The 18,608-nt window shown below is 71.9% G+C and carries 9 protein-coding genes; 1 reads left to right on the top strand and 8 read right to left on the bottom strand.

What is annotated here, in order from left to right; translation table 11 throughout:
- Positions 1-31: 31 nt before the first annotated feature.
- Positions 32-421, top strand: coding sequence for a hypothetical protein (locus OG406_RS04135; RefSeq protein ID WP_267049508.1), 390 nt, complete (start codon positions 32-34; stop codon positions 419-421).
- Between the two features lie 106 nt (positions 422-527).
- Here OG406_RS04135 and OG406_RS04130 read toward each other — a convergent pair whose 3' ends face one another.
- The 8 genes from OG406_RS04130 to OG406_RS04095 all read right to left on the bottom strand — a co-directional run bounded on the left by OG406_RS04130 (position 528) and on the right by OG406_RS04095 (position 18,455).
- Positions 528-1,334 carry a thioesterase II family protein gene (locus OG406_RS04130; protein ID WP_267049509.1) on the bottom strand — a complete coding sequence of 269 codons (807 nt, stop codon included), beginning with the start codon at positions 1,332-1,334 and terminating at the stop codon, positions 528-530.
- Positions 1,335-1,862, bottom strand: coding sequence for a flavin reductase family protein (locus OG406_RS04125; RefSeq protein WP_266850401.1), 528 nt, complete (start codon positions 1,860-1,862; stop codon positions 1,335-1,337).
- Between the two features lie 109 nt (positions 1,863-1,971).
- Entirely contained in the window at positions 1,972-2,727 is a 756-nt protein-coding gene (locus OG406_RS04120) for an SDR family NAD(P)-dependent oxidoreductase (protein WP_267049510.1), read from the bottom strand.
- A gap of 53 nt (positions 2,728-2,780) precedes the next feature.
- Positions 2,781-3,815, bottom strand: coding sequence for a guanitoxin biosynthesis L-enduracididine beta-hydroxylase GntD (gntD, locus tag OG406_RS04115; RefSeq protein ID WP_267049511.1), 1,035 nt, complete (start codon positions 3,813-3,815; stop codon positions 2,781-2,783).
- Complete coding sequence (locus OG406_RS04110) at positions 3,757-5,229, bottom strand: MFS transporter (protein ID WP_329184018.1); 1,473 nt, start codon at positions 5,227-5,229, stop codon at positions 3,757-3,759. The genes gntD and OG406_RS04110 overlap by 59 nt, the downstream gene beginning before the upstream one ends.
- Entirely contained in the window at positions 5,226-5,453 is a 228-nt protein-coding gene (locus OG406_RS04105) for an MbtH family protein (protein ID WP_164373024.1), read from the bottom strand. The genes OG406_RS04110 and OG406_RS04105 overlap by 4 nt, the downstream gene beginning before the upstream one ends.
- A gap of 310 nt (positions 5,454-5,763) precedes the next feature.
- Positions 5,764-11,946: a non-ribosomal peptide synthetase gene (locus OG406_RS04100; RefSeq protein WP_329184015.1), complete on the bottom strand. Its 6,183-nt coding sequence runs from the start codon at positions 11,944-11,946 to the stop codon at positions 5,764-5,766.
- Positions 11,943-18,455 (bottom strand): non-ribosomal peptide synthetase, encoded by a 6,513-nt coding sequence (locus OG406_RS04095; RefSeq protein WP_329184014.1) that lies wholly within the window; start codon positions 18,453-18,455, stop codon positions 11,943-11,945. Before OG406_RS04095 ends, OG406_RS04100 begins: the two co-directional genes overlap by 4 nt.
- Between the last annotated feature and the right edge of the window lie 153 nt (positions 18,456-18,608).

The following is an 18,608-nucleotide window of genomic DNA, read 5'->3' as shown; positions in this document are numbered from 1 at the left end:
CCCCCTTGGGCCCCACCACCAGGAGGAACCAGTGTCATACCCGCACCCGCTCACCCCTGAGGAGAAGCTCGCCGACGCGAAGACGCTGTTGAGCCTCCCGTCTGTCGTCGTGATCTGCGGCTCCATCCGCTTCACGACCGAGATGACCGAGGCCGATCTGCGGGAGACCAAGGCCGGAAAGATTGTTGTCAAACCGGCCGGCGATACGAAGCCGTCGCACGAACTCAGCTCCGATCCTCTGGAGGCCGAGACGCTGAAGGTTCGACTGGGCGATCTGCACCGGGCGAAGATCCGGCTCGCTGATGAGGTGCTCGTGGTCGGCGACTACATCGGAGACAGCACCCGAGCCGAAATCGCCTATGCCCGGTCGCTGGGCAAGCCCATCCGGTTCACGCACCCCGAAGTCGACCCTGACGCCTGACCGCCTGCTGGCACATCGACAAACGGCGTTGAAAGCCGAGCACCCAGCTGCGCGGGAGCCGTCCAGCGCTCGTGACGCGTGGCGTCGTCACCCGTGCGCGTGACCGTTATGCCAGTAGGCGCTCCCGGATGTCGGTCGTCAGGTCGCTGCGGTGGTGCTGGAGGTAGAAATGGCCGCCCGGGAAGGAGCGGGACTCGGTCGAGGCGTGCGTGTGGAGTTGCCAGTCCGGCATGGTGGCCGCTGGAGTTCGGGCATCGTCCTGCCCGTAGTACGCGGTGATCGGGATATCCAGTGGCCCGTCCGCCGGGGTGTGTCGGTAGGTCTCGATCAGTTGGTAGTCCGCACGGACCGCGGGCATCACCAGGGCCCTCAGTTCCTCGTCGGCCAGCACCTGGGCGTCAGTACCGCCCTGTTCGAGGAGGTCGGCCGCGAGGGCAGCGTCGCTCTTGAGGTGCCGAGTGCCGGGAAGTATCCGGTGCGGGGGCACCAGGCCCGAGACGAACAGGTGCGCTGGCCGGACCCCGTGGCGGGACTGCAGCAGCCGCGCCGCCTCGTACGCCACGGCGGCACCCATGCTGTGCCCGAACAGTGCAAGAGGCCCGCGGTGGGCCAGCGGGGCCACTGCGGCGGCGACCTCACCGGCCATCACCGTCATATCGGTGATGCACGGTTCGTCGAAGCGGTCCTGCCGTCCCGGGTAGCAGACCGCAACTACGTCGAGGGCAGGGGTGAGGAGCGCCGGCCAGTCGCGAAAGAACGTCGGTGCGCCACCCGCGTGGGGCAGGCAGACGAGGGTGGCCTCAGCCTCGCCCGTGGTCGGCGGTGGGCCGTAGCGGCGCAGCCAGCGACCGGGGCCCGGCGCAGGCGTGGGCGTGCCGTTCGGGGGAGTGGGGTGCCGGGACGTCGAGTGCATTCAGGCCTCCGGGCGGGTCTGGCGGCGGGCGTAGTGCACCAACGGGTCCTCATCGTTCTCGGTTTGCGCGTGCAGCACCTCACCCACGACCAGCGTGTGGTCCGCCAATGGTAGGAGCCGGGTGACGCGGCACACCAGGCCGGCCACTGCGCCGGTGAGCAGCGGTGCCCCGAACTGGGCTGTGTGCTCGACTCCTTCGAACCGTTGCCCGGAGGGAAGCCGCGCGAACCGGTCGGCCAGAGCGCGCAGCCGCCACGGCAGGACGTTCACGGCGAAGAGGCCCGCCGCGGTGATGTGGCGGAGTGTGCCGCTCGTCGACGCCAGGGACACCACCATGGTGGGCGGGCGGTCGGTCAGGGAGAACACGGCGGTCGCTGTGCAGCCGACCGGCCGGTCGGCGTCGTAGGCCGTCACCACCGTGACACTGGCGGCGAATCGGGTCATCGCCTCGCGGAACGTGTCGGGCGCGACCGTGTCGGTGCCGCCGGGTGAGGGCCCAGCCAGGGGCCCGTCGGTGATCGCGGTCATGGTGGCCTCTTCTTCTCCTGGTGAGGGTCAGTGCAGCGGGTGGACGGGGGTGCGGGGGCGGTCGCCGCCCGGCTCCGGAGCCGGGCGGCGACCGGTGGTGCGTCGGCGGTCAGGCCTCAGCGATACGCCGTTCAGCGGTGCCCCATTCGGCGGTCGTCGCGCCGGCCGTCTCGCCGCCGTCGATGACCAGCTCCTGGCCCGTCAGGAACGCGGCGTCCGGTGAGGCGAGGTAGAAGAAGGCCGACGCGATCTCGGCGGGGTCGGCGTGCCTCCCGGCCGGGATACGGGCGTTGACGTCGGCCAGCATCTCGCCCGTGTACTCGGCGAGTTGCATCGGCGTGAGCACGGCGCCCGGACTCACGCAGGCGACCCGTACACGGGGGCTGAGTTCCAGGGCGAACGTCTGGGTGAGGGCGATGACCCCCGCCTTGGTCGCGTTGTAGTCCGCGTAGTTGGGGTATCCGCGCCGACCGTTGACCGACGCGGTCGCGAGAAGCACCCCGGTGTCCTGCTCCGCCATGAGGCGGGCCGCGGTGCGCCACAGGCCGAGCGTGCCCAGCAGGTTGACGTCGACGATCCGCCGGGCGTCCTTCTCGCTGATGTCGAGGACACCGTGACGGACGCTGATGCCCGCGTTGGCGATGACCACGTCCAGCGATCCGTGATCCCGGTGGATCTGGGTGAGGGTGTTGTCCACCGCCTGCCAGTCCGCCACGTCGCAGCGGACCCATGTGACCAACTCGTCCTGATCACGCTCCGGTTCAACGATGTCGAGGTTGACGACGCGGTCGCCCGCGTGGGCGAAGCGTTCGACGGTGGCCCGGCCGATACCGCTGGAGCCGCCGGTGACGACAATGGTGCGCATCTCTGGATGTCCCTTTCCTGAGGGGATGGTGGGGGAGGCGTACCGGGCGCGTTTCAGAAGAGGATGCGCGCGCTTCCGGGCGAGGCGTGCGGGGTCGTCTTGCGCAGGTCACGGCTGACGATCATGCGCTTGAGCCAGCGGTCCGTACCGTCGTGCGTCGCGCGGAACGCCCTGCGTCCGTGCACGGCGACGTAGTTGTCCACGACCGCGAGGCTGCCCTGCTCCACGACGACGTCGAGCTGCACCCGCTCCAGCTCCTCCATCAGCTCGTCCAGGGCCTCCTGGGCGGTGGAGTCCTCGCCGGCGCAGGTCATGAAGGGGTAGTCGATGCGCAGATACGGGCGGTCGTGCTCGCCCGAGAGCACCGCCACGGGTTCGGGGTCGCTCTGCATCCGCAGCATGCGGGCGAGAGCGGGATGGTCGGGGTGGCGCGCCTGGAGCTGGCGTACGTGTTCGTCGTCGGGGCGGATCAGGAAGCGGGGTGAGCGGAGCAGGTCCGCTGTCTCGTCGCTGATCTTGACGTCGCGTACCGAGGAGACGATGGTCGGCACCCGTTCGTGGTTGCGCATGCCGAACAGCAGGAGGTAGTCGCAACGGCCGGGGTGGAAGCCGTCCTCGGTGTGGAACTCCAGCAGGCACTCGCTGCCGTGCCCGCTCTGGCGCAGCTCGTCACCGCGGATCGGCAGCAGGTTCTGCGTCACGCGGCCCAACTGGAGGGTCGAGAAGGTGAACGGGTCACCGAGGGCGGTGCCGACCATGGCGAGGAAGAGCTCCTGGTCGAGGACGGCTCCCTGGACGGGTACGTCCTCCCAGTGGGCCGGCGTGGGGCCGACGGCCTCGTCGTCGACCGGGAACCCGTGGATGACCAGGGCCGCGGCCGGCTCGGTGCGGCGGAACTGTTCCAGGAAGGTGCGCAGTCCGGTCGGGAGGTGGAGTGCGGCGTCCCAGTGCTCGTCGTAGAAGGCGGGGTGTGCGGGGGACAGTGCCCCCTCGCGGAAGCGGGCCAGCGCTTCCTGGATCTGTTCCGTCTCAGCGGCGGAGAGCCCGTATTCGAGGGGTATGCCGTGGTACATGTCTGGACCTGCCACTTTCTGAAGGGGAGTTGGGGAGAGGCGAGATCGATGTGAGGAGGGTGGAAACCGGGGGTGAGGAGGAGGTCGAGGGCGAGGTGGGGAGTGAAGGGGAGGGCGATGAGGAGCCGGTGGGCGCGGCCGGCATCGGGACCAGGGAGAGCGCGGTGCACACCAGGCAGAGGGCACCGCTGAAGCGGAAGGCGAGGCCGGCACCGCCCTGGGCGAGCAGCACACCGGCGACCGCCGTCCCCAGACCGCTGCCGAGCGCATCCGCCGCACCGAGGGCGCCGAAGGCTCTGGCCGTATGCTCCGGACCCGCGTCGCGCGCCACCTTCGCGGAGATCAGCGGCAGCGCGACGGCGAGCAGGAAACCCTCCGCGAGCGACAGGGCGACCGCCACGCCGGTCACGTCGACGAGCGGGTAGAGACATGCCGACGCACCGAGGAGAAGCGCGGCGCAGCGGATCAGCGTCGTCCGGGGGACCCGGCGCAGCAGGGAGCCCGCCCGGGGTGACAGCAGGAGTGCCGGGAGCGCCAGGCACGCCATCGACCAGGCCACGACGGAGTCCGCCGCGCCGAGTCCGCGCAGGTATACGGCCCAGACGACGGAGTAGCCGCCGTACAGGGCGGTGATCCCGAACAGCAGCACCAGCGCCGGCCAGACCAGCCCGAACAATGCACCGGGAGCATCGGGCGCTGAGTTCGGCCCGGTCCGCACGCGTGCCCCCTGGCTCGACCGGGCGGACAGCCGTGCCCGGCCGAGCCCGGTACGGAGGAGAGGCGGCGAGTCCGGGCGGGTGGGCCCCGGGCGGGTGGACGCTGAAGCCCTCTCCCGTCGCACCGCCGATCCCGCCACCGCCATGGCCGCGACGCCTACGGCCGTGGCGTACCAGGCCGCGCCGCCGCTGCCGTGCAGCAGCGCGGCGCCCGCGCCGAGCGGGCCGGTCAGCGCGCCGAGCATCTGGGCCGCCGTCAAGCGACCGTAGGCGCGTTCCAGGCGACTCGTCCGCTCCGCCTCCCCCTCTGCGGAACGCGCTTCGGAGCGTCCCGCGGAGGGGGTGGGAAGGTCGGACCGGTCGGTGGCGAGGGCGGCGCGCAGGCCGGTGCCGGTCAGCGCGCCGCCCGCCATGACCAGGAAATCGGCCGCGGCCAGGCTCCACCACGGCGTGAGGAGGGCGAACGCCAGACAGCCGACGCTCTGGAGGAGCGTGCCCAGGAGGGTGATCCGAGTCGTGCGGCAACTGTGGCCCCAGCGGCTCACGGCGAGTTGTGCCAGGGCTCCGCCCGCCGCGGCGGCCGTCATCACCAGCCCGATGCGGTCGGTGGCGACGTTCCGGTCGAGGAGGATGAGCGTCTCCGCCGAGAAGAGGCCGAGCTGACTTGTCCGGGCGAGGAAGGCCGTGGCCAGAACCGTGAGCGGGGCGCTCACCGCGCGGTGGCGGCGTCGGCTGCCATGGCCTCGACCAGGCTCCGGGGACGCAGGTCGGTCCAGTGCTCGCCGATGTAGTCGAGGCAGTCCTGGCGCGTGCCCTCGGTGTGGGCGACCGTCCAGCCGGCCGGAACCTCCGCGAACGCGGGCCACAGGGAGTGCTGGTTCTCGTCGTTGACGAGGACGAGGAAGGTGCCGTCCTGGTTGTCGAAGGGGCTGTTCATGCTGGGTGTCTCCTTGGCTGTCGTCGTGTGTCTGCCGGAAGGGTGTTCGCCGGTTCCGGTGATGTGGGGAAGTGGGGTGGTCAGGTGAGGTGGTGGCAGAGGCCGCACGGGCTCACGGGGTCGCCAGGGCACGCCTGAGGCGGAGTTGGCGTACGAGGGTGAGGCCGTGGTCGGGTGGGAGGTGTATGGGAGGGGGTGGCCGTCGGCGGTAGGCCGGTCAGGTCGGGAGGCGGGGGCGGGCGGGCCGCCCGTGAGCCTCCCGGAGCAGCCACAGGCCGGTGGCCACGATGAACAGCGCCGGTCCGCCCGGTCAGCGCAGGTGACGTGCCAGAGCCCGTGGTGTGGGTCGATCGAACACCGCTCGTACCGCGAGGCGTGGTGAGCGAGCGAGGGCGCGCAGACGTGCCGCGAGGCGCAGTGCCCGCAGGGAGTTGCCGCCGAGCGCGAAGAAGTCGTCGTCGGGACCCACGCGTTCGACGTCGAGGATCTCGGCGAACAGGGTCTGTACGGCTTCCACGGGACCCTCCTGACCGGGATCGGGCCGGCCCGTGAACGTGGCGAGTACCTCACGCAGCCGGGCCATGGTGCGCTCGGCGGTGCCACGGTCGAACAGGTCGGGCCGGTAGCTCAGTTGGAGGTAGAGACGCTCGCCGGGCACGCCCATGAGGCTCATCGGGAAGTGGTAGGCGTCGCGGCCTTCGAGACCGGAGACGCGGGTGCGTCCCGCCCTGATCTCGCCGGAGTCGACGGGGTAGTTCTCGAAGACGGTCGAGGTGTCGAAGAGCGTTCCGTGGCCCGCCAGTTCCTGGAGGCGGGGCAGGCCGAGATGATGATGGGGCGCGAGAGCGGACTGCTCGTCCTGGAGGCGGGTCAGGAACGCGGCCGGTGACTCCCCGTCCTCCTTGCCCACCCGTACGCGCACCGGCACGGTCGTGATGAGGAGTCCGACGCCGTTCTCCACACCGGGCAGCTCGGCGGGACGGAGGGCGACCGTGGCGCCGAAGACGACGTCGTGCCGCCCGGTCGCCTCGGCAAGGACCTGCGCCCAGGCCCCCTGCATGACGGTGTTGAGGGTGAGGCCGCCGGCCCGGGCCAGCTCGGTCAGTGCTGCCGTCTCCGGCTCGGTCAGCTCCGCGGTGATCCGTTCGGGCAACAGTGGTGTGCCCGCCCGCGCGGCTTCCGGCGCCAGGAGCGTGGGTCCGTCGAGCCCGCCGAGCGCCTCCCGCCACGCCTTCTCGGCGGTGTCCTGGTCCTGGCGGGCGTGCCACGCGAGGTGGTCCCGGACGGGGGGCCCGGGCAGGGGCCTCGGCAGACGGTCGGCGCGGCTCTCGCGTGCCGCGTAGAGGGCGAAGAGGTCGCGCAGCAGGATCGGCATCGACCAGCCGTCCAACAGGATGTGATGCACCGTCAGCAAGAGCGTGTGGTGATCGTCCGTCTCCCGGATGAGCGTGAACCGGGCGAGGGAGGGTGCGTCCACGCGAAGCCGGCGCAGCCTGTCCGCGGACAGGATCTCCGTACGGCGGATCCGCCGCGCCTCCTCGTCCAGCCAGCTCAGGTCGTGCTCGGTCCAGGACGCCTCGACGTCCCTCAACACGGTCTGGACCGGGGTGCCGGAGGACAGGGTGCCGAAGGTCGTGCGCAGCGGGGCGTGCCGGTCGACCAGGTCCTGGCAGGCTGCGCGCAGGGCGGACGGGGAGAGCGGTCCGTCGAATCCGAGGGAGAGCTGGACGTTGTAGACGTCGACCATGTCCTCGTCGTACAGGGCGTGGAACAACAGCCCTTCCTGGAGCGGGGACAGAGGCAGGACGTCGGTCAGGGTCTGACGCGACCACCGTGCTTCGAGCGCGTCGAGTTCGTCCTGGCCCAGTCGCTCACCGGTGATGGCCACGACTCCGAGGTCGGAGGGCGTGTGCCCGCCCGAGCTGTCGGTGCTCGCATGGGTGACGAGCGCGTGCAGGGCCCGGAACCAGGTGTCGGCGAGTTCGCGTATTCGGTCCTGGTCGAACAGGCCGGATGGCCATGACCAGTTGGCGACCAGACGGGGTCCGTCGGGGCGGTCCTCGGTCGCGGCGTTGAGGTCCACCGCGTGCGGCAGCGGCATCGCCGGGTCGGCCGGTGCCGTCACGGCGTCGGTCTCGCCGGCCGTCTCCCAGTCGGCCGACTGCCCGGCCCCGAACCGGCCCAGATAGTTGAAGCCGATCTGGGGAGTGCGGAGCGCCGCGAGGAGTGGGCCTGTATCGGCGTTGAGGTGGCGCAGGAGGCCGTATCCGATCCCGTGGTCCGGCAGGGCACGCAGCTGTTCCTTGACGCTCTTCACCGCGCGCCCGAGCTGCGGACCGCCTGCCCACACGTCCGCCCAGTCCGTGGGCCCGGCGTCCAGGCGCACGGGATACAGGCTGGTGAACCAGCCCACCGTGCGGGAGAGGTCGACGCCGGGGGTGAGTTCCTCACGGCCGTGGCCCTCCAGGTCGACAAGGACTGACGTGCTCGCCGCCGGATCGCGCCAGTGCGCCACGGCCAACGCGAGCGCCGTGAGCAGGATGTCGTCGACGCCGGCGTGAAAGGCCTCGGGCACGGCTGTCAGCAGGGCGCCCGTCTGTTCGGCGGGGAGCGTCAGCGTCAGATCCTGGCGGGTGGCATAGATGTCGCGGGTCGAGTCGAGGGGGCGGTCGGAGACGGGCGGGTCGTCGGGTTCCGACACGGCTTTCCACAGGGGGAGTTCGGCGATGCGCGCCGGGTCGTGGGCCGCTTCGGACAGCCGCTGAGACCACGTGCGCAGCGAGGTCGGCACCGGGTCGAGTGCGGCGTCAGGGGAGGTGCCGTCGGCCGCGGCCTGCCAGGCCGCCGTGAGGTCGGGCAGCAGGATGCGCCAGGAGACGCCGTCCACGGCGAGGTGATGCACCATCAGGAGCAGTCGGCCCGGTTCCGTTTCACCGCGGTCGAACCAGACAGCCCGCAGCACACGGCCCTGCCAGGGGTCCAGAGTGCCCCGGGCCACCTCCGACTGCTCGGTCACGGCGTCCCGAAGGTCGTCGGCTCTGCCGACGGGGTGGCGCGTGAGGCAGTCGGCGGCTCGCACGTCCCCACGGGCCGAAACCTCCAACGTCCAGCGGTCGTTGTCGCTGCCCAGCCGCAGGCGCAGTGCGTCGTGCCGGTCGATGACCGCCTGGAGCGCGGCGACCAGGTCCTCCTCGCGCAGCGCGGCCGGCACCTGTACGACCATCGACTGGTGGAAGCCCGAGACGGGGCCGCCCTGTTCGCGCAGCCAGTGCGTGATCGGAGCAGGGAGCACCGGACCGGTGCCCGCGTCGTCGCCCTCGGCGGCCGGTGCGGTCTCCGCCGGGGCGGCGACGAGTGCGAGGGCGGCCACCGTCCGATGCGTGAACACGTCTCTCGGGGTGATCACCACGCCTGCCTTGCGGGCCCGGGCGACGAGTTGGATGGACAGGATCGAGTCGCCGCCCAGCTCGAAGAAGCCGTCGTCCGGACCGACCCCCGGCACACCGAGCACCTCGGCGAAGAGCCCACAGAGCAGGTCCTCCACCGGGCCCTCGGGCTCACGCCCGCCGGCGGCGGTGAACGCGGGCGCGGGCAGCCCCTTACGGTCCAGCTTCCCGCTGAGCGACAGGGGCAGCCGCTCCAGCGGGACGAACGCCTGCGGCACCATGTGCTCGGGGAGCCGTGCGGCGCAGTGGGCCCGCAGCTCGGCATCGTCGCAGTCCGCGGGGTGCTCCGAGCGTCCCGAGTCCGCGGGCACGACGTACGCCACCAGGCGCTTCACGCCCGGCTGGTCCTCCCGGACCACGACCGCCGGGGACTGCACGGCCGGGTGGCCGGCCAGCACGGACTCGATCTCGCCGAGCTCGATGCGGAAGCCGCGGATCTTGACCTGGTCGTCGGCGCGCCGCAGATAGAGCAGTTCACCGTCCTCGGTCCAGCGCACGATGTCGCCCGTGCGGTACATCCGTGACCCTGGCGGCCCGAACGGGTCGGCGACGAAGCGTTCGGCCGTCAACTCGGGGCGCCCGTGGTAGCCGTGGGCGAGCTGGATGCCCGCCAGGTACAACTCGCCGGGGGCGCCCGGGTGTGCGGGCCGCAGCCCCGCGTCGAGGACGTACACACGGGTGTTGTCGACGGGCCGGCCGATGGGCACCGACGCCGTCCGTACCCCGGGCGCGCTGCGCCGGTGGGTGACGTCGACGGAGGCCTCGGTGGGCCCGTACAGGTTGTGCAGTTCGGTGCCCGAGCCGGTGAAGAGGGTGTGGAAGCGGTCGGCGAGCGCGGCGGGCAGTGCCTCACCGCTGCAGATCACCCGGCGCAGGCTCGTGCAGCGGGCCGCCCCGGGTGTGTGCAGGAACGACTCCAGCATGGACGGCACGAAGTGCAGGGTGGTGACATCTTGATGCTGTATCAGGTCGGCGAGATACGCCGGGTCCTTGTGGCCCTCGGGCCGGGCCACGACCAGCGTGGCCCCGGTGATCAGCGGCCAGAAGAACTCCCACACCGACACGTCGAAGCTGGACGGGGTCTTCTGGAGGACCCGGTCGGTTGCCGTCAGGCCGTACGCGGACTGCATCCACAGCAGGCGGTTGACGATCCCCTCGTGCGGGACGAGCACACCCTTCGGCCGGCCGGTGGAACCCGACGTGTAGATCATGTAGGCGGGGGAGCCGGGTGTCACCCGCGGCAGTTGCCTTTCGGCTCCCGTGGCCTCGGCCTTCTCTGCTTCCTCGATCAGGGCGTCGTGGACGTCGGGGGTGACGACGAGTGCCGGGGCCGCGTCGTCGAGCATGTACCGCACCCGGTCCTCGGGATAGTCCGGGTCGACCGGCAGGTAGGCCGCGCCCGCCTTGTGCACGGCGTACAGCGTGACGATCAGGTCCAGAGAGCGCGGCAGGGTGACCGCGACGACCCGCCCGGGGCCCGCGCCACGGGCCCGCAGCGCGTGGGCCAACCGGGTTGCCCTGGTGTCGAGTTCGGCGTACGTGAGCGTCTCGCCCTCGAAGACCACGGCGGTCGCCTCCGGCGTGCGAGCGGCCTGCTCGGCGAACAGCTCCGGCAGCGTGGTGGCGGGAAGGGAGACGGTGGGCCCCGTCCCGGATGCCACGAGCCCCGCGTGTTCGCTCGCGTCCAGTGCGTCGACCCGGCCGCAGGGCAGTTCGGGGGTGGCCACCAGCGCTCCGAGGAGGCGTTCGAGACCCCGGGCCAGTCCCTCGACCGTCGGACGGTCGAAGACGTCGTCACGGTGGCTCAGATCCAGGCGTAGCCGGTGTCCGGGAACGGCGACCAGGCTGAGCGGGTAGTGCATCGTGCCCGTGGTGGCCGTGTCCTCCAGGATCGACACGCGCAGTCCGCCGAAGGTCCGGTTCACGGACGCGTCGTCGAACGGCGCGTTCTCGAACACCACGGCGGTGTCGAAGAGATCCCCGAGTCCGGCCAGCCGCTGGACGGCGGCGAGGCCGAGGTGGTGGTGGGCGAGCAGCGCGGACTGCTCCTCCTGGACGCGGGCCAGAAGCCGTTCCAGCGGTTCGGCCGCGTCGAGACGCACCCGCACCGGAACGGTGTTGATGAACAGGCCCACCGTCTCCTCGACGCCGGGCACCTCCGGGGGCCGTCCCGCGACGGTCGCCCCGAACACGACGTCCTGCCGGCCGGTGACGCGGGCCAGCAGCAGGGCCCAGGCCACCTGGACGAGCGTGTTGACCGTGAGTCCCCGGGCCCGAGAGAACCGGCCCAACTGCGCGGTCAGTTCCTCCGGCAGGTGGGTCACCATCCGGGCCGGGAAGACCGCCCGGTGCGGCGTCCCGCCCGGCGTCACCAGCGTGGGCTCGTCCAGGTCGTCCAGCGCGGCCCGCCAGGCGCCCTCCGCGGCCGTCACGTCCTGGCCGGCCAGCCAGGCGAGGTGGCGGCGGAAGGAGGGCGCCGGAGCCAGACCCGCAGCGTCGTCCCCTCGCGCGAACCGCTCGTACAGCTCGAACAGATCACGCAGGACCAGCGGCAACGACCACCCGTCCAAAAGAATGTGATGATTCGTCAGCAGCAGAACATGGCGCTCGGAGGTCATGCGCAGCAGGCGGAACCGTACGAGGGGCGGGGCCGCCAGGTTGAAGCGTTGCTCCCGGTCCTCGGCCGTGATCCGGTCGAGCGCCGGCCCCTGTTCCGCCTCCGGGAGGCCGCTCAGATCGTCCTCGGCCCACGGTGCGTCGACGGTACGCGGCACGATCTGGACCGCCTGGCCGCTGCCGCGCTGGAGGAATCCGGCCCGCAGCGCGGGATGCCGGTCCAGCAGGGCGCCGCACGCCGTCCGCAGCGCGGTGGTGTCGAGCGGCCCGGACAGCTCCAGCGAGGTCTGGACGGTGTACACGTCGCTGCCCTCGCTGTCGTAGAGCGCGTGGAAGAGCATGCCCTCCTGGAGGGGCGTCAGCGGCAGGATGTCGAGGTCGGGTCGCTTGCCGGCGGCGGGCGGCCGGGTCGTGGTCGGTGTCGCGTTCACTGGGCGGACTCCCATTCGGCCACCAGCTCGTCGAGTTCGAGGTCGGGCAGGGTCATCAAGGGCAGGTCCGGCTCCCCGGCCCCCTCGGTGGACTCCGGTCCCAGGTCGGACGCCGTCTCAGCGAGGGCGGCCGGGGTGTGGAGGGTGAAGACGTCACGGGCGGTCAGGGCGAGTCCCGCCCGGCGGGCCCGGGCGACCAGCCGGACGGACACGATCGAGTCGCCCCCGAGGGCGAAGAAGCTGTCGTCGGGGCCGACCCCCTCGATGCCGAGGACCTCTCCGAAAAGGGCGCACAGCAGTTCCTCCCGAGGAGTGGCGGGCAGACGTCCGTCACCGGCCGCGGTGAACTCCGGTACGGGCAGAGCCCGTCGGTCGATCTTGCCGTTACGGGTCAGCGGGAGCGCGGCCAGCGGCACGAACGCGGCCGGCACCTGGTAGTCGGCCAGCAACGGAGCCAGATGGGCACGGAGTTCGGCGGCGGTGGGCGACTCGCTCCCGGCGGGCGGTACGACGTAGGCGGCAAGCCGTTTGAGGCCGGGACTGTCCTCCCGGGCGAGGACGCAGCACTGGGCCACCGCCGGATGCCGGACCAGCGCGGCCTCGATCTCACCGGGCTCGACGCGGAACCCGCGGATCTTGATCTGGTCGTCGGCTCGGCCGAGGAACACCAACTCGCCCTCGCCGGTCCAGCGGACCAGGTCGCCGGTGCGGTACATGCGCTCGCCGGGCGCGCCGTACGGGTCGGCGACGAAACGCTCGGCCGTGGCCCGCGCCCGGTTCAGATACCCGCGCGCAAGTCCCGCTCCGGACAGGTGCAGTTCACCCGCGACACCGACGGGCACCGGACGCAGCGCGCTGTCGAGGACGTACGCGCGCATGCCGTCCAGGGGGCGCCCGACCGGGACGGTGCCCGGGATCTCGTCCCCGGGGCGCATGCGGTGCCGGGCCGCGAAGACGGTGGTCTCGGTCGGGCCGTAGCCGTCCACGACGGTCAGTCCCGGGCAGGCGGCCATGACCCTGCGGACAGCCTGGCCGGGGACGACGTCGCCGCCCGCCCACACCTCCCGCAACCCGGAGAACGACTGCGGCGACTCCTCGGCGAGGAGGTGGAACAAGCCGGCCGTCAGCCACACGGCGGTCACACCGTGCTCGGCCACCAGCTTCTCCAGCGCGGGACCGTCCAACTCGGCAGGCGGCGCGAGGACGACCTGCCCGCCGCTCAGCAGCGGCACCCACATCTCGTACGTCGCCGCGTCGAAGGCCTGGGTGGAGTGCTGGAGCACCGACCGGTGCGCCGCTGAGGCGAACGCGCTGTCGCCGCCCAGGTCGAGAACCGCGCGGTGGGTGACTCCGACACCCTTCGGCTCGCCCGTCGATCCGGACGTGAACAGGACGTACGCGAGCTGGTCGGGCCGGACGTCGGGCAGCGGGCCGACCGGGGAGGTGAGGTCGGGGAGCGGTTCGTCCACGACGAGAAGCTGCTCGGGGTCCAGGGCCTGCGCGGCCTCGTGGGAGGCACGGTCGGTCAGCAGGATCCGGGCCTCCGAACCCTTCGTCATGGCGCGCAGCCGGTCGGCGGGGGAGCGCGGGTCGAGCGGCATGTAGGCGCCGCCCGCCTTGAGCACGGCCAGCAGGGTGACGATCAACTCGGGCGAGCGTTCCTGGAGAACGGCCACCGGCTCCTCGGGCCGCACACCCAGTGCCAGCAGCCGATGCGCCAACCGGGCGCTACGGTCCTCGAGTTCGGCGTAGGCCAGTGTGCCGCCGCAGCCCGTGAGGGCCACGGCGCCCGGAGTGCGCGCCACCTGCTCGGCGATCCGCCGGGGGAGTGAGGAGTCGGAGGAAGGGGCGTCGGCGGCGTTGAACTCCACGAGGACACGCGCCCGTTCCGGCGCCGAGAGCAGGTGCACGGTGGCGAGGGAGGCGTCGGGTGCCGACGCGAAAGCGTCGAGGAAGCGGGCGACCCGCTCGGCGACGGCCAGGGCCTGGCTGCGGTCCACGAGGTCGGGCCGGTGGGCGAGCCGCAGGGTCAGCTCCGCACCGGGTTCGGCGATCAAGGTCAGCGCGTAGTGGGTGGCGCCGTAGCCGCCGGTCGGCGTGACGGTCAGGCCCGAGGCCGTGGTGCCGGCGAGGGCTCCGGTGGTGCCGGAGTGGTTCTCGAAGACCGTGGACGTGTCGAAGAGCCGGTCGAGACCCGTTGACCTGCGGATGTCGGCGAGGCCCAGGTGATGATGCGCCGACAGGGCCGCCTGCTCGTCCTGGACGCGCGCCGACAGGCTCTCCAGCGGTTCCGCCGGATCCAGCCGCACCCGTACCGGCACGGTGTTGATGAACAGACCTGCCAGCTCGTCCGCGCCCGGCAGGTCGGCGGGGCGCACCGAGACGGTCGTCCCGAAGAGCACGTCGTCACGGCCGGTGAGCTGGGCCAGCGTCACCGCCCAGGCTGTCTGGACGACGCTGTTCAGCGTCAGGGAGCGGGACCGGGCGGCCGTGGCCACGGCCGCGGTGCGGGCCGGGTCGAGCGTCACCCGGACTTCCTCGGGGAGGACCGGGGGCCGGTCGGGCCCGGCGTCCGGCACCAGAAGCGTCGGTTCGTCGACACCCGCCAGGGCTGTGGTCCACGCCTCCGTCGCCGCCGGCGTGTCCTGTGCGGCGAGCCAGGCCGCGTAGTCCCTGAGCGTGACACCCGACGTCGTGTCGGCCACCGCGAGCCCGGCGGCGAGCGATCCGCCGCACAACGCCTCGTAGACGCCGAGGAGGTCGTCCATCACCAGGGCGAGCGACGCGCCGTCCAGGACGATGTGGTGACCGGTGAAGACGAGGACGTGCCGCTCGGCGGACAGCCGCACCAGCAGGAACCTGACGAGGGGAGCGTCCGCCATGGCGAAGGGGCGGGCACGGTCGGACGCCAACTCGGCCTCAATGCGCTGCTGTTGGACGTCCTCGGGTAGGCCGGTCAGATCGCGCTCGTCCCAGGGCGCGGCGGACGCGTCGGTGATCACCTGCACGGCCCGGCCGGACGCGGTGCGGGTGAAGGCGGCCCGCAGACAGGAGTGATGACTCAGAACGGTGTCACAGGCGGCCCGCAGCAGCTCCGTCCGCAGGGGACCCGACAGCTCGTGCGTGGACTGCGCGACGTACGGGTCGACGGACGAGCCCCGCGTGCCGCCGTCGCCGTCGGAGTTGCTGTCGCCGTCGCTGTCGTACTGGGCGTGGAAGAGCATGCCCTCCTGGAGCGGGGTGAGTGGCAGCACGTCGCTGTGGCCGGGATGGGCGGCGATGAGGGCCGCGGTGTCGGCGAGGTCCAGGTCCGGCAGAGGGTGCTCGGCGCGGAGGGGGCGCTGCTCGGTGGGCTCCGCGATGCGAGCGACCTCGGCGAGGGCGGCGACGGTCTTGAGCTGGAACACGTCCCGGGGCCGCACGATCACGGAGGCCTCCCGAGCCCGTGCCGCGAGACGCACCGCCAGCGGGGAGTCGCCGCCCAGGGCGAAGAAGCTGTCGTCGATGCCGACGCTCTCCGCGCCGAGAAGCTCGGCGTACAGAGCGCACAGGGTCTTCTCGACGGAGGTGCGCGGGGCCCGACTGTCGGCGGCCGCCGTGATCTCCGGCGCGGGCAGGGCGTTCCGGTCGAGCTTGCCGTTGTGGGTCAGGGGCAGCGCGTCCAGCGCGACGAAGGCCGCCGGGACCATGTACTCCGGCAGGGCCGCACCGAGGTGTTCCCTCAACTCGCCCGCCTCCGGAGCGAGGTGGCCCGGTGCCGTGACGACGTAGGCGATCAGCCGGCGGACCGCCGAGCCGTCCTCGCGCACCACGACACCGCACTGGGCGACGGCCGGATGCGTGGCGAGCACCGACTCGATCTCACCCGTCTCGATCCGGAACCCGCGCAGCTTGACCTGCGTGTCGGCACGTCCCGCATAGCGCAGGAGCCCGTCCGGTCCGCGACGGGCCAGGTCGCCGGTGCGGTACATGCGCTCGCCCGGTGCGCCGAAGGGGTCGGCGACGAACCGTTCCGCGGTGAGCGCGGCCCGGCCGAGATAGCCCCGGGCCACCCCGGCACCCGCCAGGAAGAGTTCGCCGGTCGCTCCCTCCGCGACCGGGCGCAGCGCGCTGTCGAGGACGTAGGCGCGCAGGTTGTCGACGGTGCGGCCGATCACCGGGGCGTCCGCGACCCGCAGATCGCAGTACATCGAGTCGACGGTGCACTCGGTCGGCCCGTACACGTTGCGGGCGGTCAGACCCGGGGTGGCCCGCAGTTCGGCCCACAGGTCGTCGGGGACGGCCTCGCCGCCGAGGACCAGGACCCGGGGCCGGTGCCCTCCGTCGAGCAGCCCGGCGGAGAGCAGCTGGCGGGCGTGCGTGGGGGTGGTGTCGAGGAGGTCGACGGCGTGCCGGTCGGCATAGGCGGCGAGCGCTCCGGCGTCCCTGCGCGTCGCGTCGTCGATGACGTGCAGTTCGTGCCCGGCGACCAGCCAGAGCAGGGCCGTCCAGGAGGCGTCGAAGACGAACGCGTTGGTCAGCGCCACCCGGAACTGTTCCCCGCCCCCCTCGGCCACGGCCGGCTCGATGAAGACGCGCCGGTGATGCTCGTAGAGGTTGCTCAGGCTGTGGTGCTCGACGGCGACACCCTTGGGGCGACCGGTGGAGCCGGAGGTGTAGATGACGTACGCGAGATGGGCGGGCAGCAGCGGTCCGGTGCGGTCGGCGTCGGCCGGGTCGCTGTCGGGCAGCCCCGGGAGACCGAGCCCGGCATCCTCCAGGAGCAGCACCCGGGTGGCGTGCGCCGGGGGCAGACTGTCGGCGAGGGCTGCCGTGGTCAGGACGAGGACCGGGTCCGCCTCCGCGAGGACCTGTGCGGTACGTTCGGCCGGATGATCGGGGTCGATCGGCACGTAGGCCGCGCCGGCCTTCAGCACACCGAGCATGGCGACGACCGTGTCGGCGGAGCGGGGCAGGGCGAGCGCGACGCACCGTTCCGGCCCCGCGCCGAGTCCGGTCAGCAGATGCGCCAACTGATTGGCCTGTGCGTTGAGTTGACGGAACGTCATGGAGCGGCCCGGATCGACCAAGGCGGTGGCGTCGGGGGTACGGGCCGCCTGGGCGGCGAACACGTCGGTGACGGTGGCCGGGCCGACCGGACGGGCCGGCGCACCTGCCACGGCCAGGGCGGCGTCGATCTCGGGCGGGGTGAGGGTGTCCAGCCGGCCCAGCGGCAGACCGGCGTCGGCCGAGGCCATCGCCGTCAGGAGAGCGATGAACCGCTCCTGGATCAGGGCCAGTTCGCCGGACTCGTAGAGCGCGGGGTTCGCGTCGAAGGAGAACTGCAGACCGCTGCCGTCGGAGCGTTCGTAGACGGCGAGCGACAGGTCGCCGACCGGACCGTTCGACACGTTGTGAACGGTGATCGGATGTCCGGCGAACGTGACGTCGAAATCGAACGGCATGATGTTGACCATCGGGCCGAAAAGATGGCGCCCCTCGTCCAGCAGTCGCAGATCCCGGCGCAGGTCTCCATACGGATAGCGTTGATGCCGCAGCAGATTCCTGAGTTCCACGGCGACATTCCGTACGAGTTCCCCGACCGTCGTGTCCGGGGAAACATGGACGCGCAACGGGAGTTCGTTCGACACCATTCCCGGTATCTTCCGGGCGTTCGCTCCGTGCCGCGCGCTGACCGGAATTCCGAGCGTGATGTCACGTATTCCGGTGACACGGTGGAGATGGGCGGCGACCGCCGCGACGATCATCGCCGACCAGGTGGTGCGGGATGCCCGGGCGGTGGACCGGAGGCCGTCGAGCACGTCGGGGGAGAGGGTCGCGGTGCGTCGCAGGAAGGTGTCCGACGGCGGGGCGGCCCGGCCCGACCCCGCGAACGTCGCGGTCTCCTCGGGCCGGCGGGCGAACCGCTCGCCCCAGTGGGCGCGGTCCTTCGCGTACTGCTCCGAGGCGCGGTACGCGGCCTCGTCCTCCAGCAGCGTCTCCAGCGGGAGGAAGGCCCCCTCGCTCGTGCTCTCCCCGGCGGCCAGAGCGGTGTAGACCCGCGCGACCCGCGCTGTCAGGGCGGCGGCCCCGAACGCGTCGACGACCACGTGGTGGTAGCGCTGGTGCCAGAAGTACCGGTCGTCGCCCAGCCGAATCAGTGCGTACGAGTACAGCTCGCCGTCCGCCAGGTCGACCGGCCGGGCCATCTGCCCGGAGATGTACGCGTGCGCCGCGGCCTCCGGATCGGGTTCGCCGGTGACGTCGATCGTACGCAGTCGGGGCGCGGCCGGGTCGCCGAGCACCTGGCGCGGTCCGTCCGCGTCCTCGGTCGGCCGGATGTGCAACGTCCCGGCCTCGCGCACCACTTGGTCCAGGGCCGTCTCGAAGAGCCCCGCATCGACCGGGCCGTGGATCTCCACGAATTCCCCGACGTTGTAGACGGGGGAATTCGGGTTCAGCTGATGGGCGAACCAGACCCCACTCTGGGCCGCCGTCAATGGCAGCGAAGTGTGCTGGACAGCAGACATGACTCCACCTCGGTCGGTGCTACGGCGGTCGGGAGAACGCGGAAAACCGTGAACGTGCCGTGTCGCAAGAGGCGTTCCGCAGGGAGCGGACGCGTACTCGATGATTTCCGCTCGGCGTATTCCGCTCAAGTCACGGGATGGCGTTACGCGGTG

It is taken from the genome of Streptomyces sp. NBC_01428 (genome assembly GCF_036231965.1).
Lineage (GTDB): Bacteria > Actinomycetota > Actinomycetes > Streptomycetales > Streptomycetaceae > Streptomyces.
The sequence above is the reverse complement of the archived record's forward strand: the minus strand, read 5'-3'. Positions and strand labels throughout refer to the sequence as shown.

Bases quoted from the DNA above. Each gene is read 5' to 3' on its own strand.
- OG406_RS04125 (WP_266850401.1), bottom strand. From the start codon at position 1,862: ATGACCGCGATCACCGACGGGCCCCTGGCTGGGCCCTCACCCGGCGGC.
- OG406_RS04105 (WP_164373024.1), bottom strand. From the start codon at position 5,453: ATGAACAGCCCCTTCGACAACCAGGACGGCACCTTCCTCGTCCTCGTC.
- OG406_RS04095 (WP_329184014.1), bottom strand. From the start codon at position 18,455: ATGTCTGCTGTCCAGCACACTTCGCTGCCATTGACGGCGGCCCAGAGT.
- OG406_RS04120 (WP_267049510.1), bottom strand. From the start codon at position 2,727: ATGCGCACCATTGTCGTCACCGGCGGCTCCAGCGGTATCGGCCGGGCC.
- OG406_RS04130 (WP_267049509.1), bottom strand. From the start codon at position 1,334: ATGCACTCGACGTCCCGGCACCCCACTCCCCCGAACGGCACGCCCACG.